Source organism: Geobacillus sp. B4113_201601 (assembly GCF_001587475.1).
GTDB classification, from domain to species: Bacteria; Bacillota; Bacilli; order Bacillales; family Anoxybacillaceae; genus Geobacillus; species Geobacillus icigianus.
Genome location: NZ_LQYX01000074.1, coordinates 42,960 through 61,246, shown reverse-complemented (window position 1 = coordinate 61,246; position 18,287 = coordinate 42,960). Strand labels below are relative to the sequence as shown.

15 protein-coding genes and 1 other annotated feature are annotated in these 18,287 nt (G+C 55.9%); of the genes, 7 read left to right on the top strand and 8 right to left on the bottom strand.

Features of this window, described 5'->3' with window-relative positions:
* On the bottom strand, window positions 1-1,419 hold a 1,419-nt coding region (gene ezrA / locus B4113_RS09050; protein WP_235597983.1), incomplete at its 3' end, for a septation ring formation regulator EzrA.
* A 189-nt stretch (window positions 1,420-1,608) separates the two neighbouring features.
* Between ezrA and hisJ the strand changes: the two genes are divergently transcribed.
* Entirely contained in the window at window positions 1,609-2,448 is an 840-nt protein-coding gene (gene hisJ / locus B4113_RS09045) for a histidinol-phosphatase HisJ (protein WP_033021938.1), read from the top strand.
* Between the two features lie 16 nt (window positions 2,449-2,464).
* Window positions 2,465-2,941 carry a GAF domain-containing protein gene (locus B4113_RS09040; protein ID WP_033021944.1) on the top strand — a complete coding sequence of 159 codons (477 nt, stop codon included), beginning with the start codon at window positions 2,465-2,467 and terminating at the stop codon, window positions 2,939-2,941.
* A gap of 60 nt (window positions 2,942-3,001) precedes the next feature.
* Here B4113_RS09040 and B4113_RS09035 read toward each other — a convergent pair whose 3' ends face one another.
* Both B4113_RS09035 and B4113_RS09030 read right to left on the bottom strand, forming a co-directional pair.
* The gene (locus tag B4113_RS09035) at window positions 3,002-4,834 is read right to left on the bottom strand and encodes a diguanylate cyclase (protein WP_033021947.1); all 1,833 of its coding nucleotides are present in this window, start codon (window positions 4,832-4,834) and stop codon (window positions 3,002-3,004) included.
* Window positions 4,806-5,018, bottom strand: a complete 213-nt coding sequence (locus tag B4113_RS09030; RefSeq protein ID WP_165570945.1) for a hypothetical protein — start codon at window positions 5,016-5,018, stop codon at window positions 4,806-4,808. The genes B4113_RS09035 and B4113_RS09030 overlap by 29 nt, the downstream gene beginning before the upstream one ends.
* Window positions 5,019-5,159: 141 nt before the next feature.
* Between B4113_RS09030 and rpsD the strand changes: the two genes are divergently transcribed.
* Window positions 5,160-5,762 (top strand): 30S ribosomal protein S4, encoded by a 603-nt coding sequence (gene rpsD / locus B4113_RS09025; protein WP_033021951.1) that lies wholly within the window; start codon window positions 5,160-5,162, stop codon window positions 5,760-5,762.
* Window positions 5,763-5,808: 46 nt separating this feature from the next.
* On the opposite strand, the gene tyrS is transcribed toward rpsD, so the two are convergent.
* Window positions 5,809-7,068: a tyrosine--tRNA ligase gene (tyrS, locus tag B4113_RS09020; protein ID WP_033021952.1), complete on the bottom strand. Its 1,260-nt coding sequence runs from the start codon at window positions 7,066-7,068 to the stop codon at window positions 5,809-5,811.
* Between the two features lie 52 nt (window positions 7,069-7,120).
* Window positions 7,121-7,419, bottom strand: a binding site (T-box leader).
* Window positions 7,420-7,605: 186 nt separating this feature from the next.
* On the opposite strand from tyrS, the gene B4113_RS09015 reads away from it, so the two are divergent.
* Window positions 7,606-10,377, top strand: a complete 2,772-nt coding sequence (locus B4113_RS09015; protein WP_051985104.1) for a transglycosylase domain-containing protein — start codon at window positions 7,606-7,608, stop codon at window positions 10,375-10,377.
* 503 nt (window positions 10,378-10,880) lie between these two features.
* Here the strand turns inward: B4113_RS09015 and acsA are convergent.
* Window positions 10,881-12,596: an acetate--CoA ligase gene (gene acsA / locus B4113_RS09010; RefSeq protein WP_033021953.1), complete on the bottom strand. Its 1,716-nt coding sequence runs from the start codon at window positions 12,594-12,596 to the stop codon at window positions 10,881-10,883.
* A 185-nt stretch (window positions 12,597-12,781) separates the two neighbouring features.
* Here acsA and B4113_RS09005 point away from each other — a divergent pair, with 185 nt between their 5' ends.
* From B4113_RS09005 to B4113_RS08995, 3 genes are all read left to right on the top strand, one after another.
* Window positions 12,782-13,414 carry a GNAT family N-acetyltransferase gene (locus tag B4113_RS09005; protein ID WP_033021955.1) on the top strand — a complete coding sequence of 211 codons (633 nt, stop codon included), beginning with the start codon at window positions 12,782-12,784 and terminating at the stop codon, window positions 13,412-13,414.
* 168 nt (window positions 13,415-13,582) lie between these two features.
* Window positions 13,583-14,227 (top strand): acetoin utilization AcuB family protein, encoded by a 645-nt coding sequence (locus B4113_RS09000; protein ID WP_033021957.1) that lies wholly within the window; start codon window positions 13,583-13,585, stop codon window positions 14,225-14,227.
* A complete protein-coding gene (locus B4113_RS08995; RefSeq protein ID WP_033844361.1) occupies window positions 14,224-15,393 on the top strand; it encodes an acetoin utilization protein AcuC in 1,170 nt (389 codons plus the stop codon). The genes B4113_RS09000 and B4113_RS08995 overlap by 4 nt, the downstream gene beginning before the upstream one ends.
* Window positions 15,394-15,400: 7 nt before the next feature.
* Here B4113_RS08995 and B4113_RS08990 read toward each other — a convergent pair whose 3' ends face one another.
* From B4113_RS08990 to B4113_RS08980, 3 genes are all read right to left on the bottom strand, one after another.
* The gene (locus B4113_RS08990; RefSeq protein ID WP_033844362.1) at window positions 15,401-15,682 is read right to left on the bottom strand and encodes a hypothetical protein; all 282 of its coding nucleotides are present in this window, start codon (window positions 15,680-15,682) and stop codon (window positions 15,401-15,403) included.
* On the bottom strand, window positions 15,679-16,671 hold the full coding sequence (gene ccpA / locus B4113_RS08985) for a catabolite control protein A (RefSeq protein WP_033021960.1): 993 nt from the start codon (window positions 16,669-16,671) through the stop codon (window positions 15,679-15,681). The genes B4113_RS08990 and ccpA overlap by 4 nt, the downstream gene beginning before the upstream one ends.
* A gap of 296 nt (window positions 16,672-16,967) precedes the next feature.
* The gene (locus tag B4113_RS08980; RefSeq protein WP_033021961.1) at window positions 16,968-18,050 is read right to left on the bottom strand and encodes a bifunctional 3-deoxy-7-phosphoheptulonate synthase/chorismate mutase; all 1,083 of its coding nucleotides are present in this window, start codon (window positions 18,048-18,050) and stop codon (window positions 16,968-16,970) included.
* Window positions 18,051-18,287: the final 237 nt, after the last annotated feature.

The window sequence follows — 18,287 nt, the reverse complement described above, 5'->3', positions numbered from 1 at the left end:
ATCGACGGCCGCCATATCCAACGGCTTTTCATCGAGGCGGGCGGCGACGGTCTGCAAGCGCCGTTTGGCTTCGGCCAATTCCAGCGAGTACGGCTCAGGCAACCCGGGGAGCCGACTTTTTTGTACGAGACGGAGCGCCTCCGCGAGTTTTTTTCTCATGTCGTCAAGCTTTTCGCGCGCGACCAATTCATCTTTGCGCAGCGTTTGCAGCATCGTCCGGAACTGCTCGTGCTCTTCTTTCATCATGCTCATTTGCCCGACAAGCTGATCGAGCTCTTCTTTCAGGAGCGAATACGCCGTTTTCGCCTCGGCGGCCCGCCCTTCAAGAAGAAGGAATCGCTTTTGTAGCTGATGCAATTGTTTTTCGATGCTCCGGTATTTGTCAAGATCGCTTGGCGACAAGTGATAGCTTTGCTGGACGAACAGCGCTTCGGCCTCGGTTTCTTTCGCTTCGGCGACCAGCTCCGCAATCATGCCGCCGATGCGCGGCATCTCGGTTTGGACGTATTGATGAGCGAGCACTTCGTTTTCCAACGAGTCGTACAGCGCCTCAAGCTCCTCCTTCAGTTCGCTAACCGCTTCCTTCGCTTCCTCGACGCGCAGTTCGCTGATCATCGCTAGGCATTGATCGATTTTCTCCCTCTTTTCTTGCAGCGTGCGCTCCATCTGCAAATGGTCAAGAATGTACCCGCTTTGCTCCATCTCGCGATAGCCGTCAGCGAGCTCGGCCAGCTGAGCTGGAAGGGATGTTTGACATTCGCCAAGCAGCGCCGGGACGTCTTCCATCATGACGGAAAGGCGGCTGAGCTCTTCCTTCAAGGCAAGAACGACATCGCGCGCCGCCAAATAGTTGCCGGCTTCGGTCAACTCGGCAAACCGCTGAAATTGCCGCTCCACCTCCGTCAAACGGGCGTCAAGCGGATCGGCCGCCGCCCCAAACGTATAACGATAGGCGAGCAAGTTTTTTTTCGCCTCGCGATGGAGCGCGCGCAGCTCTTCGATTTCCACGCGGCTTTGCTCTTCGCTGCCAATCAGTTCGTTGACTTCATGGATGATCCCGTGCACCTCCCTCTCGAGGCGGCGCAAATCGTCCTCAATCTGTTCGAGCAGCCGGGCGGCCCGCCGGTAGCGGTATCGATCCAACAACTGCTCCGCATCAAACAGCTTTTCCTCCACATCGGGCAGCTTGACCGCCACGATGTCGTCCCATTGCTGGCGCCACCGTTCAAACAGCTGCTCCGTCTCCCCGGTCATGTTCAGCTGTTTGACTTTCGCCAGCTCGTCCGGCACCGGCCGGTTCATCAAGCTGATTTTCCATTCCTCCAGACGGTCGATTTCCCGGTACATTCGCTTCCGCTGCCACTGGTTATATATGATCGCCCCCACGCTGAGGAGCAGAACAATCCAGGCTATTTCCATCCGTTGATGCCCCCTTGCATTCAACCTACTCACATCAGACAAACGAGCCGAAAACAGGAAGACTATATCTTTTTCAATGTTTTTATGATACCATGTTAACGACATTTTTTGACCAAAATTTTAATTTTTTTTACAGGAAGCTTCAATTTTTTCGCGATGATGCGTGAAGAAGGAAAGGGGGAACCCGCCATGCGCGACGGACATATTCATACGCCGTTTTGCCCGCACGGAAGCAGCGACCCGCTGGAGCGGTACGTGGAGCGGGCGATTGCGCTCGGCTATACCGACATCTCATTTACGGAGCATGCCCCGCTGCCGGAGCGGTTTATCGATCCGACGCCGGAGCGGGACAGCGCGATGAACAGCCGGGAGCTTGAGCGCTATTTGGCCGCAGTCTCTGACATCAAGGCGCGCTATCGAAACGACATTACGATTCGCGTGGGGCTCGAGGTCGACTTCATCCCCGGTTTCGAAGAGGAGACCGCTCGAATGCTGGATGAAGTCGGTCCTCTGCTCGATGACAGCATTTTATCGGTCCATTTTTTGCCTTGCCGCGGACAGTATGTATGCATCGATTACAGCGCGGACATGTTCGCCCACATCATCCGCCTGTTCGGTTCGGTAGAGCGCGTCCATCGCGCGTACTATGAAACCGTGCGCCAATCGATCCGCGCCGAGCTCGGCCGCTATAAGCCGAAACGAATCGGGCACATGACGCTCGTCCGCAAATTCCAACGCCGCTTTCCATGCCCCGAGCCGATGACGGAATGGATGGTGGCGATTCTCGATGACATCGAGCGGTTCGGCGGCGAACTCGATGGCAACGGAGCCGGCTTGGCCAAACCGCTTTGTTTAGAACCGTATCCGCCCACCCAAATCATAGCCGAAGCGCAGCGGCGAGGCATCCCGATCGTCTACGGTTCGGACGCCCATTGCGCCGCCGACCTTCACCAAGGGCGAGACGCCATGGACCGCGGAGCGCTTTTCGTTGACAACGGCGGCGCCCCGTCATACAATGAGCCAAAATGAAAAAGGAGGCAGCCTTATGTTTCATCGCATGGCCTACAACGGCACCCGTGAAGAAAACTATACGCTTGTGATCGAACAGTTGAAGGCGCTCATCGCCGGGGAGCCGAATCTCATCGCCAACTTGGCGAACGCCGCCGCCTTGCTCAACCAGTTTCTTGAGCAGATCAACTGGGTCGGGTTTTATTTGGCAGACGGCGACGAGCTGGTGCTCGGACCGTTCCAAGGGCTTCCGGCGTGCGTGCGCATCCCGTTCGGCAAAGGGGTATGCGGCACGGCCGCGGCTGAGCGGCGGACGGTCGTCGTCCCTGACGTGCACCAATTCCCCGGCCATATCGCCTGCGACGCGGCGTCCCAGTCGGAAATCGTCGTGCCGCTCATCAAGGACGGCCGCGTCATCGGCGTCTTAGACATTGACAGCCCGATCAAAAACCGCTTTGATGACGTCGATCGCCGCTATTTGGAGCAGTTTGCCGCGGCGCTCGTCTCCGCTTGACGCCAAGCGGACGAACGCGAGCGGCGGACACAAAGAAGGAATCCGCTCGGATTCCTTTTTTTACGCCTTATACAAGCGACGGCCGTCATAAACGAAAATGCAGTTTTTTCCCATCTCTTTCGCCCGGTAGAGAGCCTTGTCCGCCTGTTTGAACAGCTGTTTCGCATTGTCGCCAAAGCGCCGCCCCCACCAAGAAACGCCGCATGACACCGTCACCGCGGGAGCCGTATGTTGCCTTACTTTTTCCGTGATGCGGCGAGCCGCAGCCACGGCATCGACGAGATGGACATTCGGCAAATACACCGCCAACTCCTCGCCGCCCCAGCGCGCAGCCACATCGTTTTCACGAACGCTAGCCCGAACCGTCTCAGCCACGCGGATCAACACCTCATCACCGATTTGATGGCCGTACAAGTCATTGATTTGCTTAAAATTGTCGATATCAATCAGCAAAAAAGCCCCCGAACCGTCCGTTTCCATCGACTTTTGGATCGTCTCGTCCAAATAACGGCGTGTATACAGCTTCGTCAAATAATCGGTGACGACGAGCTTTTCCAGTTCCTCGCGCAAAATGGCGTTCATAAACGCCAATGTCGAATGCTGCACGAGCGACTCGAGCAGCTTGAACATCTCAAACGTAAATCGGTACGGCTCGCGGGCCAACGCGATGCAAACGCCTTTCGTTTCCTTGTTTTGCTGCATGGGCGCGGCCATGATCGAGCGGAACGGCGTAAGGGAAGACGCCCATGCATCACCGGCAAACAAAATATCTTGTCCATCCCGGCGCCGCTCTTCCACCCATTTGACGTACATCGCCGACCGCTCTTCATAAAAAAACGGCGTGCTTCCCGGCAACAGCTCCCGCCGGCCGTCCGCGAACAAGAAAAAACCGACTTCATCGGCGCCAAACGACTGGCGAATTTGCGACACCATGTACTCAATGCCTTCGTGCAGGCGCATGCGGGCGTTCAGCTGGCGCATCGTGTCGTTAATGAGCTGCAAGTCGGCCACGAGCCGACGCGACTGCTCGTACAATTTGGCGTTCTCGAGCGCGCTGCCCGCCGTTCCGGCAAGCAAGGAAATAAAACGAACCTCCCGCTGCGGAAACGGGGCCGCATACGGCGCGATAATTTGAATGACCCCATACACGGCCTGAACTCCTTTGATCGGCGCATACAATACGGAACGGCGCGGCGTTTCCAGCTCGTCGCACTGCACTTGGCCGGTCAAAAACGCCCGCAACGCCGCGGTTTGTCCTTCGCCTTCATCCAAAGCGAGCACTTTGATCGGCAAATGATCGCGCAGGTGGTTGTCGTGCGACAAGAGAAGATAGTATGTAAACGATGGGTAGACGTTTTGCAGCGTGCGGATAATTTCCTCGAGCACATCATCAATGCGCATGGAGGAATGGATTTTCGCCGCAAACCGATGCAGCTGCCCGTACCGCTTTTCTTCGCCCTCCCCTTGAAGCATGGCGGCGAGTTTGCCGAACAAATCAGCAAAATCGGCCCGCACCGCCTGGAGCAACGGTCGGTCGATGGCGCGTTCTTTGCGGTATGTCAGCTCGAGCAACGCCGGCGTTCCGTCCGGAAGCGAAAAAAAGAGCCTAGCTTTCTCATGCGAGCCGCCATCGAGCAAAGCGATTTCCTGCCCTCCGTCAGCTGCCACCGCCCCCGCTCCCATCGCCCCGCCGGCGGACGCTTCCGGATAAAACGCCGCCCGCTCCGGATCGAACAAATAAAAAACGGCTTGCTCGAGCCCCATCTCCTCTTTCAACAGCGCGAGCAGCTCGTCGGCCGCCGCCAGAAACGGTTCGTCGTCAGGAAACGCCAAAAACCAGTGGAAAAATTTTTGTTTAAATGATTCATATCGCTTCATCTCTTCCATGCACATCATCTTTTCCACCTAAATTGGCATTGTCAATAGATATAAGCGAATTTTTTCTAAAAATTGCATCTTTTATTATATCATAGAAACCGGAAAAAGGGAAAACAAAATGTTGACTTTGTTTGCAAAAAATCATATAATAGCCTTTGTGTAAAATATAGCAGCCTTTGTGCTCACCTTTATGGCCCATTTTGTTCCTCGGCTTCCCGTCGAGGTGCATCGCGTAACTCTTAGCTGCGAGAGCGAGGATGCATGAAAACAAAATGGCCATAATTGTTGGCGCACATCTGCTTTTATTTTACGGGAATAAAAGCATAAGGAGGAGCAGTGCATGGCTCGTTATACCGGACCAACATGGAAAGTTTCCCGCCGCCTTGGCATCTCGTTGAGCGGCACGGGGAAAGAATTGCAAAAACGCCCGTATCCGCCGGGTCAACACGGCCCTGGCCAACGGCGGAAATTGTCGGAATATGGCTTGCAGCTGCAAGAAAAGCAAAAGCTGCGCCATATGTACGGCGTGAACGAGCGCCAGTTCCGCAAAACGTTCGATGAAGCAGGCAAAATGCCGGGCAAACACGGCGAAAACTTCATGATTTTGCTCGAGTCGCGTTTGGACAACCTCGTCTATCGCTTAGGGTTGGCCCGCACGCGCCGCCAAGCTCGCCAGCTCGTGACGCATGGCCACATCTTGGTTGACGGCAGCCGCGTCAACATCCCGTCGTACCGCGTCAAACCGGGGCAAACGATCGCCGTCCGCGAAAAATCGCGCAACTTGCAAGTGATTAAAGAAGCGATCGAAGCGAGCAATTACATTCCGGATTACTTGACGTTCAATCCGGAAAAAATGGAAGGCACGTATACCCGCCTGCCGGAGCGCTCCGAACTGCCGGCGGAAATCAACGAAGCGCTCATCGTTGAGTTCTACTCGCGTTAAGGCGCAAAAAAGATCCGAAATGCATCAGCATTTCGGATCTTTTTGTTTACGCGTAGCGAATCAAATAATACTTTTTCTTTCCGCGGCGGATGACGGTAAAGCGCCCTTCCAAGCGATGCGCGGCGGTCAGGACGGCGCCCACGTCTTGGATGCGCTCCCCGTTCACATAAATGGCGCCGTTTTGGACGTCTTCGCGCGCTTGCCGTTTCGACGGCGAAATACCGGCGGCGACAAGCAGCTCGACGAGCGGAACGTCGCCTCCTTCATGAACGAATGACGGCACATCTTTGAAGCCTTGTTCAATTTCCGCCGCCGTTAACTTCGCAATATCGCCGCTAAAGAGCGCCTCGGAAATGCGGACGGCTTGCTTGAGCGCCTCTTCGCCGTGCACGAGTTTTGTCACTTCCTCAGCGAGCGCTTTTTGTGCCGCCCGCTTCTCTGGCGCCTCACGCAGCTCGTGCTCAAGCGCCTCGATTTCCTCTTTTGACAGGAACGTAAAGTACTTCAAGTAACGGATCACATCACGGTCGTCAGTGTTGATCCAAAACTGGTAAAACTCGTACGGCGACGTTTTCTCGGGATCGAGCCAGATCGTGCCGCTTTCCGTTTTGCCAAATTTCGTCCCGTCCGCCTTTGTCACAAGCGGAATCGTCAAGCCGAACGCCTTCGCTTCGCTGTTCGTTTTGCGAATGAGTTCCAGCCCGGCCGTAATGTTGCCCCACTGGTCGCTCCCGCCGATTTGCAGGCGGCAGCCTTCCCTCTCGTACAACTTCAGAAAGTCATACGCCTGCAGCATCATGTAGCTGAACTCGGTGAACGAAATGCCGGTTTCAATGCGCGACTGCACCGACTCTTTCGCCAGCATGTAGTTGATGCTGAAATGCTTGCCGACATCGCGCAAAAACGAGATCACATCCAGCGGCCCGATCCAGTCGTAATTGTTTTTCATTTTCGCCGGGTTGTTTACAGCCGTAAAGTCCAACAACCGTTCCAACTGCCCTTTAATGCGGGCGCTCCACGCTTCGACCGTCTCTTTGGCATTGAGCGTGCGCTCGCTTTTTTTCCCGCTCGGATCGCCGATCAATCCAGTGGCCCCGCCGACTAGCGCAATCGGTTGATGGCCCGCCTGTTGGAAACGGCGCAGCGTCAAAATGGCGGCCAAGTTGCCGATGTGCAAGCTGTCGGCCGTCGGGTCAAACCCGCAATAAAGCGTCACTTTTTCCTCGTTCAGCAGCGCTCGGAGCCCGTCTTCATCCGTCGTTTGGTTGACGAGCCCGCGCCATTGCAATTCTGCAAGCAAATCCATGTCCTTCACCTCTCTATGGAATGTTCTACATAAAGAAAACACCCGCCCTGTATGAAGGGGCGAGTGTTCATCGCGGTACCACCCTACTTAGAAAGCCATAGGCTTTCTCGCTCATTTCGGTAACGGCGCATGCCGGCCAATGGCTACTAGGCCGCCAGCGGCGTGGTCCTCCGCGCCAGCTCCGTCGCAAAACGGAGCCGATGCCTCGTTTGACCCGACCGCAAAAAACGAAACCGTTCGCCATCGCTGCTCAGGGAGGTAATTCACGCCTGCCTTTGGGCTGGCTCGCACCGCCCGCCAGCTCTCTGCACCAGGGAGACAGCCGCTACTTGTTCCCGTCATGGCTTTGTCATGATGAAGCTATACTTTCTTTTACCATATGCGGCGCTCCATGTCAACCGGGTGCACGCAACGCCCCGACCAAAATTTGCGTCCTTTTTCGTCTTCAGCAGCGAAAAAACGGCAAAATTCCACAACAGCCGCCATCGGTATGGTATACTTATAGAAACACCGATTGGCCAAGATAGGGGGGCCGTCATGAAACACCAGCCGTTTCCACTTTCTTTGGAAAAAACGTGGCATTATTTTTCACGTACTTACCGCCTCGTTTGGAACACCGTCTTCGCGTTGCTCGTCGCCCTGCTTTGTCTCGCCTGCTTTGCTGTCGGCGCGGGCGCGGGCTATTTCGCGTTTTTGGTCAAAGATATGGACGCCCCTTCACGCGAGAGCATGTACAGCGCGATTTCCAGTTACGAGGAAACGAGCCATATGTATTTTGCCAATGGGGTCTATTTAGGGCGCTTCCGGTCCGACCTCGACCGCGAGGCGGTGCCGCTGTCTAATGTCTCCCCGTATGTTGTGCAAGCCATCATCGCTACCGAAGATGAACATTTTTACGAGCATCACGGGGTCGTTCCGAAAGCGGTCATCCGCGCCATGTTCCAGGAGCTGACCAACTCGCCGATCAAAAGCGGCGGCAGCACGCTTACGCAGCAGCTCGTCAAAAACCAGCTCCTCACCAACGAAGTATCGTTTGAGCGCAAAGCGAAAGAAATGCTCTTGGCGCTGCGATTGGAAACGTTTTTTTCCAAACAACAAATTTTAGAGGCGTATTTGAACGTCGTGCCGTTCGGCCGCAGTTCCTCGGGACGGAACATCGCCGGCATTCAAGCCGCCGCACAAGGAGTGTTTGGCGTTAACGCCAAAGACCTCAACCTCGCCCAAGCCGCCTTTTTGGCCGGCTTGCCGCAAAATCCGTTCGTCTATACGCCGTTTGCGCCAGACGGCAGCGTCAAACCGGACATTTCGGCCGGACTGCGGCGGATGAAAACCGTGCTCTACCGGATGAAACGCGCCGGCTACATTTCCGAGAAGCAGTACAACGAGGCGCTGGCATACGACGTCGCCAAGCATTTCGCCGCTCCGAAGCCCTCGCCGTTCGAGCAGTATCCGTTTTTGACCATGGAAATTGAGCGGCGAGCCAAAGACATTTTAGCGGAGGTGCTCGCTAAGCGCGACGGCCACCAACCGGCCAAACTGAAGCGCAACCCTTCTCTGTTCCAGCGCTACGTCGGTGAAGCCGAGAAAGCGCTGCGCCAAGGCGGATACCGAATTTACACGACGATCGACAAGGACCTGTATGAGCAAATGCAGCGCATCGCCGCCCGCTATCCATACTATGGCAACGACAACGTCTATTACGCGAAAGACAAACAAACAGGCAAAACGATCGCCCATCGCCAGCCTGTGGAAGTCGGGGCGATGCTCATCGAAAACAAAACCGGCAAAATCCTCAGCTTTGTCGGCGGGCGCGACTATAAGCGCGAACAGCTGAACCATGCCACCCAAGCGCACCGATCCAACGGCTCAACGATGAAGCCGCTCTTGGTGTACGCACCGGCGATGGAAATGGGCATCGTCCAGCCCGCTACCATCATCCCTGACCTTCCGCTGTCCATCGGCTCGTACAAGCCAAAAAACGCGGATGGGAAAACGCACGGGCTCGTCACGGCGCGCTATGCCTTGCAGCAATCGTTCAACATCCCAGCCGTTCGCGCCTACATGCGAATTCAGCATCGCCACCCGGTCGACTATTTGCACAAAATGGGGATCACCAGCGTTACCAAGCAAGAGGAAAGCCATCCGGCCTTAGCGATCGGCGGAACAAACGTCGGCATCACCGTCGAAGAAAACGTCAACGCCTACGCAACGTTCGCCAACTACGGCACGTTTGTCGATGCCTATATGATTGAAAAAATCGTTGACAAGAACGGAACCGTCGTCTATCAACATCAAAGCAAGCCCGTTTCCGTCTTTTCCCCGCAAACATCGTACTTGATGATCGACATGATGCGCGATGTGCTCCATGGCGGAACGGCGTCTTCACTGCCTAGCTATTTAGCGTTTTCCGCCGACTGGGCCGGCAAGACCGGCACGTCGCAAGCCAACCGCGATTCGTGGTTTGTCGCCGTCAACCCGAACGTTACGTTTGGCGTTTGGATCGGCTACGACCGGCCAGCGCCGCTGGAAACGTATTATAAAGGGCTTTCCTATGGGAAACGTACCCAACTGTTGTGGGCGCAGTTCATGAACGCCGCCTATCGGGTTCATCCGAAGCTCATCGCTCCGCGGGAGCGGTTTGCCATGCCTGGAGGCATCGTCCGGCGCGCCTACTGCGCCGCCACCGGCCTCAGCCCGTCGGAGGCGTGCCAAAAAGCCGGGCTTGTCCGCTACGATTTGTACAATACGCGCTTTGCGCCCAAAGAAGGGAGCGGCGCCGATTTGACGGAAAGCCGGCTCGTGGTCATTGACGGACGCCGCTACTTAGCGTTGGCGACGACGCCAGAGGAGTTTGTCACCCGCGGAGTCATCGCCCAGCCTGAGCTGCTCGCCGCTTGGGAAATGGCGAAAGACGACTGGGACAGAATGGATTTCACCGCTGCGGTGCTCAAAGAAAACGGCCATCCGCCCGCCCCTCCGTCCGCGCGTCTTGATGGCCACACCCTTGTCTGGACGCCCCACCGCGAACGCGATGTCATCGGGTATCGCGTCTACCGAGTGGGCGATGGCAGAGCGCGGCGCGTAGTGGCGGTGGTGAAAGCCGGGGAGCCGACGGCGTTTTCCGCGCTCGAACCCGGAGCATCGTACGATGTCACGGCAGTGGACATCGCCGGCCAAGAATCGGCGCCATCCAATCTCGTTTCGCAGACGGCGGCCGAACGACCCACACCGCCGGCCGCCGAGGACGGGGCGAAGAACGACACTCCTCCCCATTCGGAAGCAGCCGAGGAAGAGACGGATGCCGACTGATCCCTTCGTTGTAAAGCTGTATCCACGATTACATCACCAGCCTAAGAGGAGCACAACAGCCAACAGAAGCAGCCGATTCGTATCTAGTAAATAAAGAGGGTGTCCCGCCCCCGTTGGGACACCCTCCCTCATTTTTTGTTCGACCCTACTCGCCCCGTTTGTTTCACCCGGCGTGGCCCCCAAATGCAACGGTGCGCTTCGGCCCACCCTTATTCTATCCTTTTCTTGAGCCCGCTCTAGGAGGCAGGTGATTTACTCGCACAACCGCTTTTCCGAGTAGAAAAGCTTGTTCCATTAGCCTCTATGTTCACACGTTCCATCGTTGATCAAGGCAAACAATGATTTTTCACCAAGCCCTCTAGAAGGCGGGTGATTGAAGGGAGCCGGCCGCACACCAATCTTGTTTCCCAAATAGAAACACCCTGTCACATCAGATCGCCTTTCACACGCTCCCCCATTGCCGAAAAGAAACAACCGCTTTTCACCAGCCGTCTAGCAAATGTTCAGTCTTCCATCGTCGACAAGTCGCCGGTCGGCAAGTTGAGCTCCCACGCTTTTAAGACGCGGCGCATAATTTTCCCGCTCCGCGTTTTCGGCAGTTTGTCGCGGAACTCGATCTCGCGCGGCGCCGCATGGGCAGCGAGCCCTTGTTTCACAAATTGGCGAATGTCCTCTTTCAGCTCCTCGGACGGCTCGTACCCTTCACGAAGCGCGATAAACGCCTTGATGATTTCGCCGCGCACCGGGTCTGGCTTGCCGATGACGCCGGCTTCAGCCACCGCCGGATGCTCAACGAGCTTGCTTTCGACTTCAAACGGCCCCACGCGCTCACCCGACGTGTTGATGACATCATCGACGCGCCCTTGGAACCAGAAGTAGCCGTCTTCATCCATGTAGGCCGAATCGCCGGAGACGTACCAGTCGCCGATGAAATATGATTCATATTTTTGCGGATTGTTCCAGATCGTTTTCATCATCGACGGCCAGCCTTTTTTGATGGCCAAGTTGCCCATCCGGTACGGCGGCAGGACGTTGCCTTGGTCGTCGATGATCGCCGCCTCAACGCCCGGAATCGGTTTCCCCATCGATCCCGGCTTGATGGCCATGCACGGATAGTTGCAGATCAAGTGCGCCCCTGTTTCCGTCATCCACCACGTGTCATGGATGCGGCGGCCAAACACTTTCATCCCCCAGCGAATCACTTCCGGGTTGAGCGGCTCGCCGACGCTCAAAATGTGGCGGAGCGAGCTTAAATCGTACTTTTTCACGATCTCATCGCCGGCGCCCATCAGCATGCGGAACGCCGTCGGCGCGCTGTACCAAACGGTGACGTCGAAATCTTGAATCGTTTGATACCAAGCGTCCGGGCTGAACCGGCCACCGACGACGACGCTGGACGCTCCGCACAGCCATGGGGCGAAAATGCCGTACGACGTCCCGGTCACCCAGCCCGGGTCGGCCGTGCACCAGTAAATGTCGTCCTCTTTTAAGTCGAGCACCCATTTCCCCGTTTGATAGTGTTGAATCATCGCGTTATGGACGTGCAAAACACCTTTCGGCTTGCCGGTTGAACCGGAGGTGTAATGCAAAATCAACCCGTCTTGGCGGTCGACCCATTCGATGTCAAAGTGCTTGCTCGCTTCCTTCATCCGCGTTTTCAAATCGATGTACGGCCCTTCCTCGGTGATGCCGTCCCCGACCAAGAAAACGTATTTCAGCTCCGGCAGGTCGCCGACCGGCACGCGCGGCAGCAGCTCCGGCGTCGTCACGATCGCTTTCGCCCCGCTGTCTTCGAGACGGTCGCGCACCGCGTCTTCCATGAACGCCTCAAACAGCGGTCCGACGATAGCGCCCGTTTTGATGATGCCAAGAACGGCAAAATACAGCTCCGGAGAACGCGGCATAAAAACAAACACGCGATCGCCTTTTTGAATGTCAACCGTCTGTCTCAACACGTTCGCTACTTGGTTGGACAGCTCTTTCATTTCTTTGAACGTATATTTTTCCTTCCGAACCGCATCACGGTAGTAAAGCGCCACTTTATTCTTGCGGAACGATTCGGCATGGCGGTCGATCGCCTCGTACGCCATGTTGACTCGTCCCGTTTCATACCAAGAAAATGCTTTCTCAGCTTCTGACCATTGAAAATGGGGATATGTGTCCTCATAGCTTTTCAAGTTGTAATCCCCTTGTACGGCTGGCAACAGTTCCGTCTTCATTCTCCGATCCCCCTTATGTAAGTGGTTACATTTTTATTATAGTGGATCGTTCACAGTTTCTCAATTTTTAAAATATTCATCGTCCTCGCTTTTTGAATTTTTTTTGAATCGCTTGTTATGATAGCGTTTTCATTCCTGTTTTCATGTATAATGGAAGCAGAACGATCGATTCAGGTGGTGACCGAATGGAGCATCGAAAAACGTATAATGCCAAAGAGCTGAAAACACCAAAAGGAACGCTGCTCATCGAAGGGCCAGTGACGCCGGAAGCGTTGGCCCGCTATGCGTTTCACCATGATTTGACGTCCTTTCGCCAACCCGAGAAACAGCACCGCGCGCTCATTGACATCGCCCATCTTCCCGAGGGGCGCATCATTATCGCCCGCCGCGGCGAAACGATCGTCGGCTATGTGACGTTTTTGTATCCCGACCCGCTCGAGCGGTGGTCGGAAGGGAACATGGAAAATTTGCTTGAACTGGGCGCCATTGAAGTCATCCCCGAGTTTCGTGGGTTTGGCGTCGGCAAAAATTTGCTGATCGTCTCGATGATGGACGATGCCATGGAAGACTACATCATCATTACAACCGAATATTATTGGCATTGGGATCTAAAAGGCACTGGGCTGAACGTATGGGAATACCGAAAAGTGATGGAGAAAATGATGAACGCCGGCGGACTTGTCTGGTATGCGACCGACGACCCGGAAATTTGCTCGCATCCGGCGAACTGCTTGATGGTCCGCATCGGCAAACGGGTCGACGCCGAATCGATCCAACGGTTCGACCGGCTTCGGTTTATGAACCGCTACATGTACTAACATATCGGATGCCTAAAAAGCCGGTGACAAACCGCTGTCACACGCCGATCGGCGGCGTTTTCATTCAGAAGAGAAAGCGGATTCTGCAAGGTTTTTTCTAATTGAGAAATGAGTGGAATCAGTCGTTTTTGCACTAAATCACCAGCCTCATAAAGGGAGAGGGAAACGATGCTTGTTGAGCAAATCATGAAATCGCCGGTCGTTACGCTCCGCGCCGCGAACACGATCGCTGAGGCGCTGCAGCTGCTTCGAACGCACCGCATCCGCCATTTGCCGGTCGTCGATGACGAAGGGCGCTTGATCGGGCTTGTCACCAGCCGCGATTTGCGCAGCGCCAGCCCGCCGATTGACGATCTTCCTAAACAGCTCGATGACCTGCAAAAACCGGTCGGCTCCATCATGAACACCGACGTCATCGTCGGCCATCCGCTCGACTTTGTCGAGGAAGTAGCCGCGCTCTTTTACGAACACCGCATCGGCTGCCTGCCGATCGTCAACAACGGAAAACTCGTCGGCATCATTACGCAGACGGATTTATTGCGCACGTTCGTGGAACTGACCGGCGTGCATCAGCCGGGATCGCAAATCGAAATTAAAGTCCCGAACGAAGCCGGAATGCTCAGCAAAGCGGCGGCCATCATCAGCGAGCGCCATGTCAACATCGCCAGCGTCCTGTTGTACCCCGACCCGGACCCGAACGACAAAATTTTAGTCTTCCGCGTGCAGACGATGAACCCGCTGCCGTTGATCCGCGACTTGCAAAACGCCGGCTATCACGTGCTATGGCCGAACTTGCCGGGGGTTACGTCATGAGCCGAAACTGTGCATTCGTTTACAGCGAGGATTTTCTTCAGTACAAATTTCATGACGACCACCCGTTCAACCAGCTGCGGGTCAAACTGACGCATGATTTGCTGCGCACGCTCGGCGCTTTGGATGATCGACATATCATCGCCCCGCGCATGGCGACGGACGATGAACTTGCGCTCATTCATGACCGTTCGTACATTGCGGCGGTCAAAGCAGCCGGGCGCGGCGAACTGCCGGAGGCGGTGGCGCTCAACTACGGCCTTGGCACAGAAGATACGCCGGTGTTTCCAAACATGCATGAAGCGAGCGCCCTGCTTGTCGGCAGCACCCTCACCGCCGTCGACGCCGTGCTGTCCGGGCGGGTGGAGCACGCGCTCAACCTAGGCGGCGGCTTGCATCACGGGTTTCGCGGCAAGGCGTCCGGCTTTTGCGTTTACAATGACAGCGCGGTCGCCATTCAATATATCCGGGAAAAATACGGGCTGCGCGTATTGTACGTCGACACCGACGCCCATCACGGGGACGGGGTGCAATGGGCGTTTTACGATGATCCGAACGTCTGCACGTTCTCGATTCATGAAACGGGCCGCTACTTGTTTCCAGGGACGGGAAATGTCAACGAACGAGGGCATGGGGCGGGGTATGGCTATTCGTTCAACATTCCGGTCGACGCGTTTACGGAAGATGAATCATGGCTGGCCGCCTACACGACCGCCCTCCGGGAAATCGCCGATTTTTTCCGTCCCGACGTCATCGTGACGCAAAACGGAGTCGATGCCCATTACTATGACCCGCTCACCCATTTGTCGGTGACGATGAAAACGTATCGGGTCATTCCAAGACTTGCGCATCAAATCGCTCATGAATATTGCGGCGGACGCTGGATCGCCGTCGGCGGCGGGGGCTACGACATCTGGCGCGTCGTGCCGCGGGCATGGGCCCTCCTTTGGCTGGAGATGACCGATCAAGCCGATGTGTTCGGCCCATTGCCGGCCGCTTGGCGCGAACGATGGCAACCGCTTTCACCCGTCGCGCTGCCGCTCGAGTGGGATGACCCGGATGATTTGTACCCGCCCATTCCGCGCCGAGCGGAAATTAACGAGAAAAACGCCCATACGGTGGAAAAGGCGTTGTCGTTCATCCGCCGTTCCCATTCGAACCAGCTGTAGCCGTATGTTAGGCGGCAAAGCGGACGCGGCGATGTCCTGAACGCCGGCCGCTGCCGACAGCCCCAACGCCGGACGACTTCGGCAGCTGGCGGTCCGCCCCGCTCGCCGGGCGAACGGCGCCTCCTCCTTTCCTGTGCGGCTTCGCGCCAGCGCTTGGGATGAGCCAACGGCCTTCACGATCGGCAAACATCCCGCTTGGCAAAAGAGCGGAATGAATCCTTTTTTGCCCCAGCGAACGAAAACGGCTGATTCCGAACGCGTCTAGGCGTGGAATCAGCCGTTTTGTCATTTCGTCGACTCGCGTACCTCGAGTCGGTGCGGCAACACAACGATATGGTTGTCAACCGGCTCTTTGTTCATATACTTCGTCAACAGCCGCATCGCCACCGCTCCAATGTCATACATCGGCTGGACGACGGTCGTCAGCCGCGGCCGCACCATCGTCGCCAATCGCGTGTTATCAAAACCGACGACTTCCAAGTCATCCGGCACGCGCACCCGATGGTCTTGGGCGCTGTGAATGATGCCAAGCGCCATTTCATCGGTGCCTGCAAACACCGCCGTCGGCCGTTCGGCAAGCTCGGCGATTTTTTCATACGCCTCCAAGCCCGAATCGTACGAGTTGTCGCCCTCGATGACGAGCTCTTCATCATACGACACCCCGCGCTCCTCAAGCGCCCGGCGATACCCGGCCAACTTCCGCTGGTTGATCGGGTCGTCGGTCGGCCCAGTCACATAGGCCACGCGGCGGTTCCCTTTTTCCAACAAATACGTCACCGCTTCAAACGCCGCCTGCTCGTAATCGATGTTGACCGACGGAATCTCCTCCGGACCCATCGTCGCCGCCAGCACAATCGGCACGGACGACTTTTGAAATTCGGCGGCGTGCTCCTCGGTGATCGTCCCGCCCATAAACAAAAGGCCGTCCACTTGCTTGGCGAGCATCGTATTGAGCAAATGCAGCTCCTTTTCCTTGTTTTGATCGGAGTTGCTCAAAATGATGTTGTATTTGTACATCGTGGCGATGTCCTCAATGCCGCGGGCCAGCTCGGCGAAGAAGATGCTCGAAATATCCGGGATGATCACCCCGACCGTCGTCGTTTTTTTGCTGGCGAGGCCGCGCGCCACAGCGTTCGGGCGATAGCCAAGCCGCTCGATCGCTTCAAGCACTTTTTTCCTTGTCGATGGTTTGACGTTCGGGTTTCCGTTGACGACGCGCGAAACGGTCGCCATCGAAACGTTCGCCTCACGGGCCACATCGTAAATCGTTACGGTCATTCCGTTCACTCCTTTTTACTCGATCCGATACCCGGTGAATTCCGAATGTATGTACACCTATCATACGATACATTATCGCCAACTCGCAACGAAATCGCAACCATTTTGCCGGTTTGTTCACAAACCGTTCACGAACGGCACCGCTTGACAACAACGGGCGGAAACAGCGGATTGGTTCACAAACGACCGTTCACAGGTAGCTTTCCCCAAACAATCGCCGGGCATGAGAAAAGCCGCCCATCAAATGGACGGCTTTTTTCGGCGGACCCTGTACGGCGCAAGCCGGGGAAGCGGCGTTACGCTTGAACAAACTGGCGCTGGAAGGCGCGCACTTCCCGCATAAACTCATCAAACTGGGCAAGGTCCATTTGCTGGGCGGAATCGGACAGGGCGACAGCCGGATCCGGATGCACTTCGGCCATAACGCCGTCGGCGCCGATCGCCAAGGCGGCTTTGGCGCACGGGAGAAGCAGATCGCGCCGCCCGGTCGAGTGGGTGACATCGACGAACACCGGCAAGTGCGTTTCTTTCTTCAAGATCGGCACCGCCGAGATGTCGAGCGTGTTGCGCGTCGCCCGCTCGTACGTGCGGATGCCGCGCTCGCACAAAATGATCTGCCCATTTCCTTGCGACATGATGTACTCGGCGGCGTTGATAAACTCTTCGATCGTCGCCGCCAAACCGCGCTTGAGCAAAATCGGCTTGTTTACTTGACCAGCTGCCTTGAGCAGCTCGAAGTTTTGCATGTTGCGCGCGCCGATTTGGATGACATCGATATAATCCAAGGCGGTTTCAATATCCGCCGGTGTGACGATTTCACTGATGACCGCCAAATCAAATTCATCGGCGATCCGTTTTAAAATTTTCAGCCCTTCCACGCCGAGCCCTTGAAAGTCGTACGGCGAGGTGCGCGGTTTGTAGGCGCCGCCGCGCAGCAATTTAATGCCGTGCTTCTTCACCGCGGCAGCGACAGCGGCGACCTGCTCATAGCTTTCGACCGCGCACGGCCCCATGACAAAATACTGGCTGCCGTCGCCGATTCGCTCCCCTTTGATCTCGACGATCGTGTTTTCCGGATGTTTTTTGCGCGAGACAAGGAGCGCTTTCCGATGGTCGTCCTCCTGCAGTTCGAGCGCCGCTTTGAAAATCTCCTTGAAAATGTGCTGCAGCGTTGACGTTTCAAACGGCCCGTCGTTATGCTCGGAGATGAGGTCGAGCATCTTCCGCTCGCGCACCGGGTCATAGCGGTGCGTTCCTTGCGCCTCTTTGATTTTGCCGATTTCCTGAACGAGCCGCCCCCGTTCATTGATCAGCTTCAGCAGCTGCAAGTTGATCTCGTCCACGCGCGCCCGCAGCTCGTCTAATCTGTCATTGCTCATGCTTCCCTCATCCTTTCCCAATATCGTACATCATTGCGCCGCCCAGCGGCATCCCCGTCATGGCGAACGGAGTTTTTTAATTAGTGTTTATTATAATCGATAGCCGCATCGTTGTCACGAAAAAATTGCTTTTTTAATTAAACGCTTTTAAGCATTAAAGCAAAAAACAAAAAACGAGGGCAGACGAGCTTGGCGAGACAAGCGCCGGACAGCCGGCGATTGTGAAGGAACTTGCTT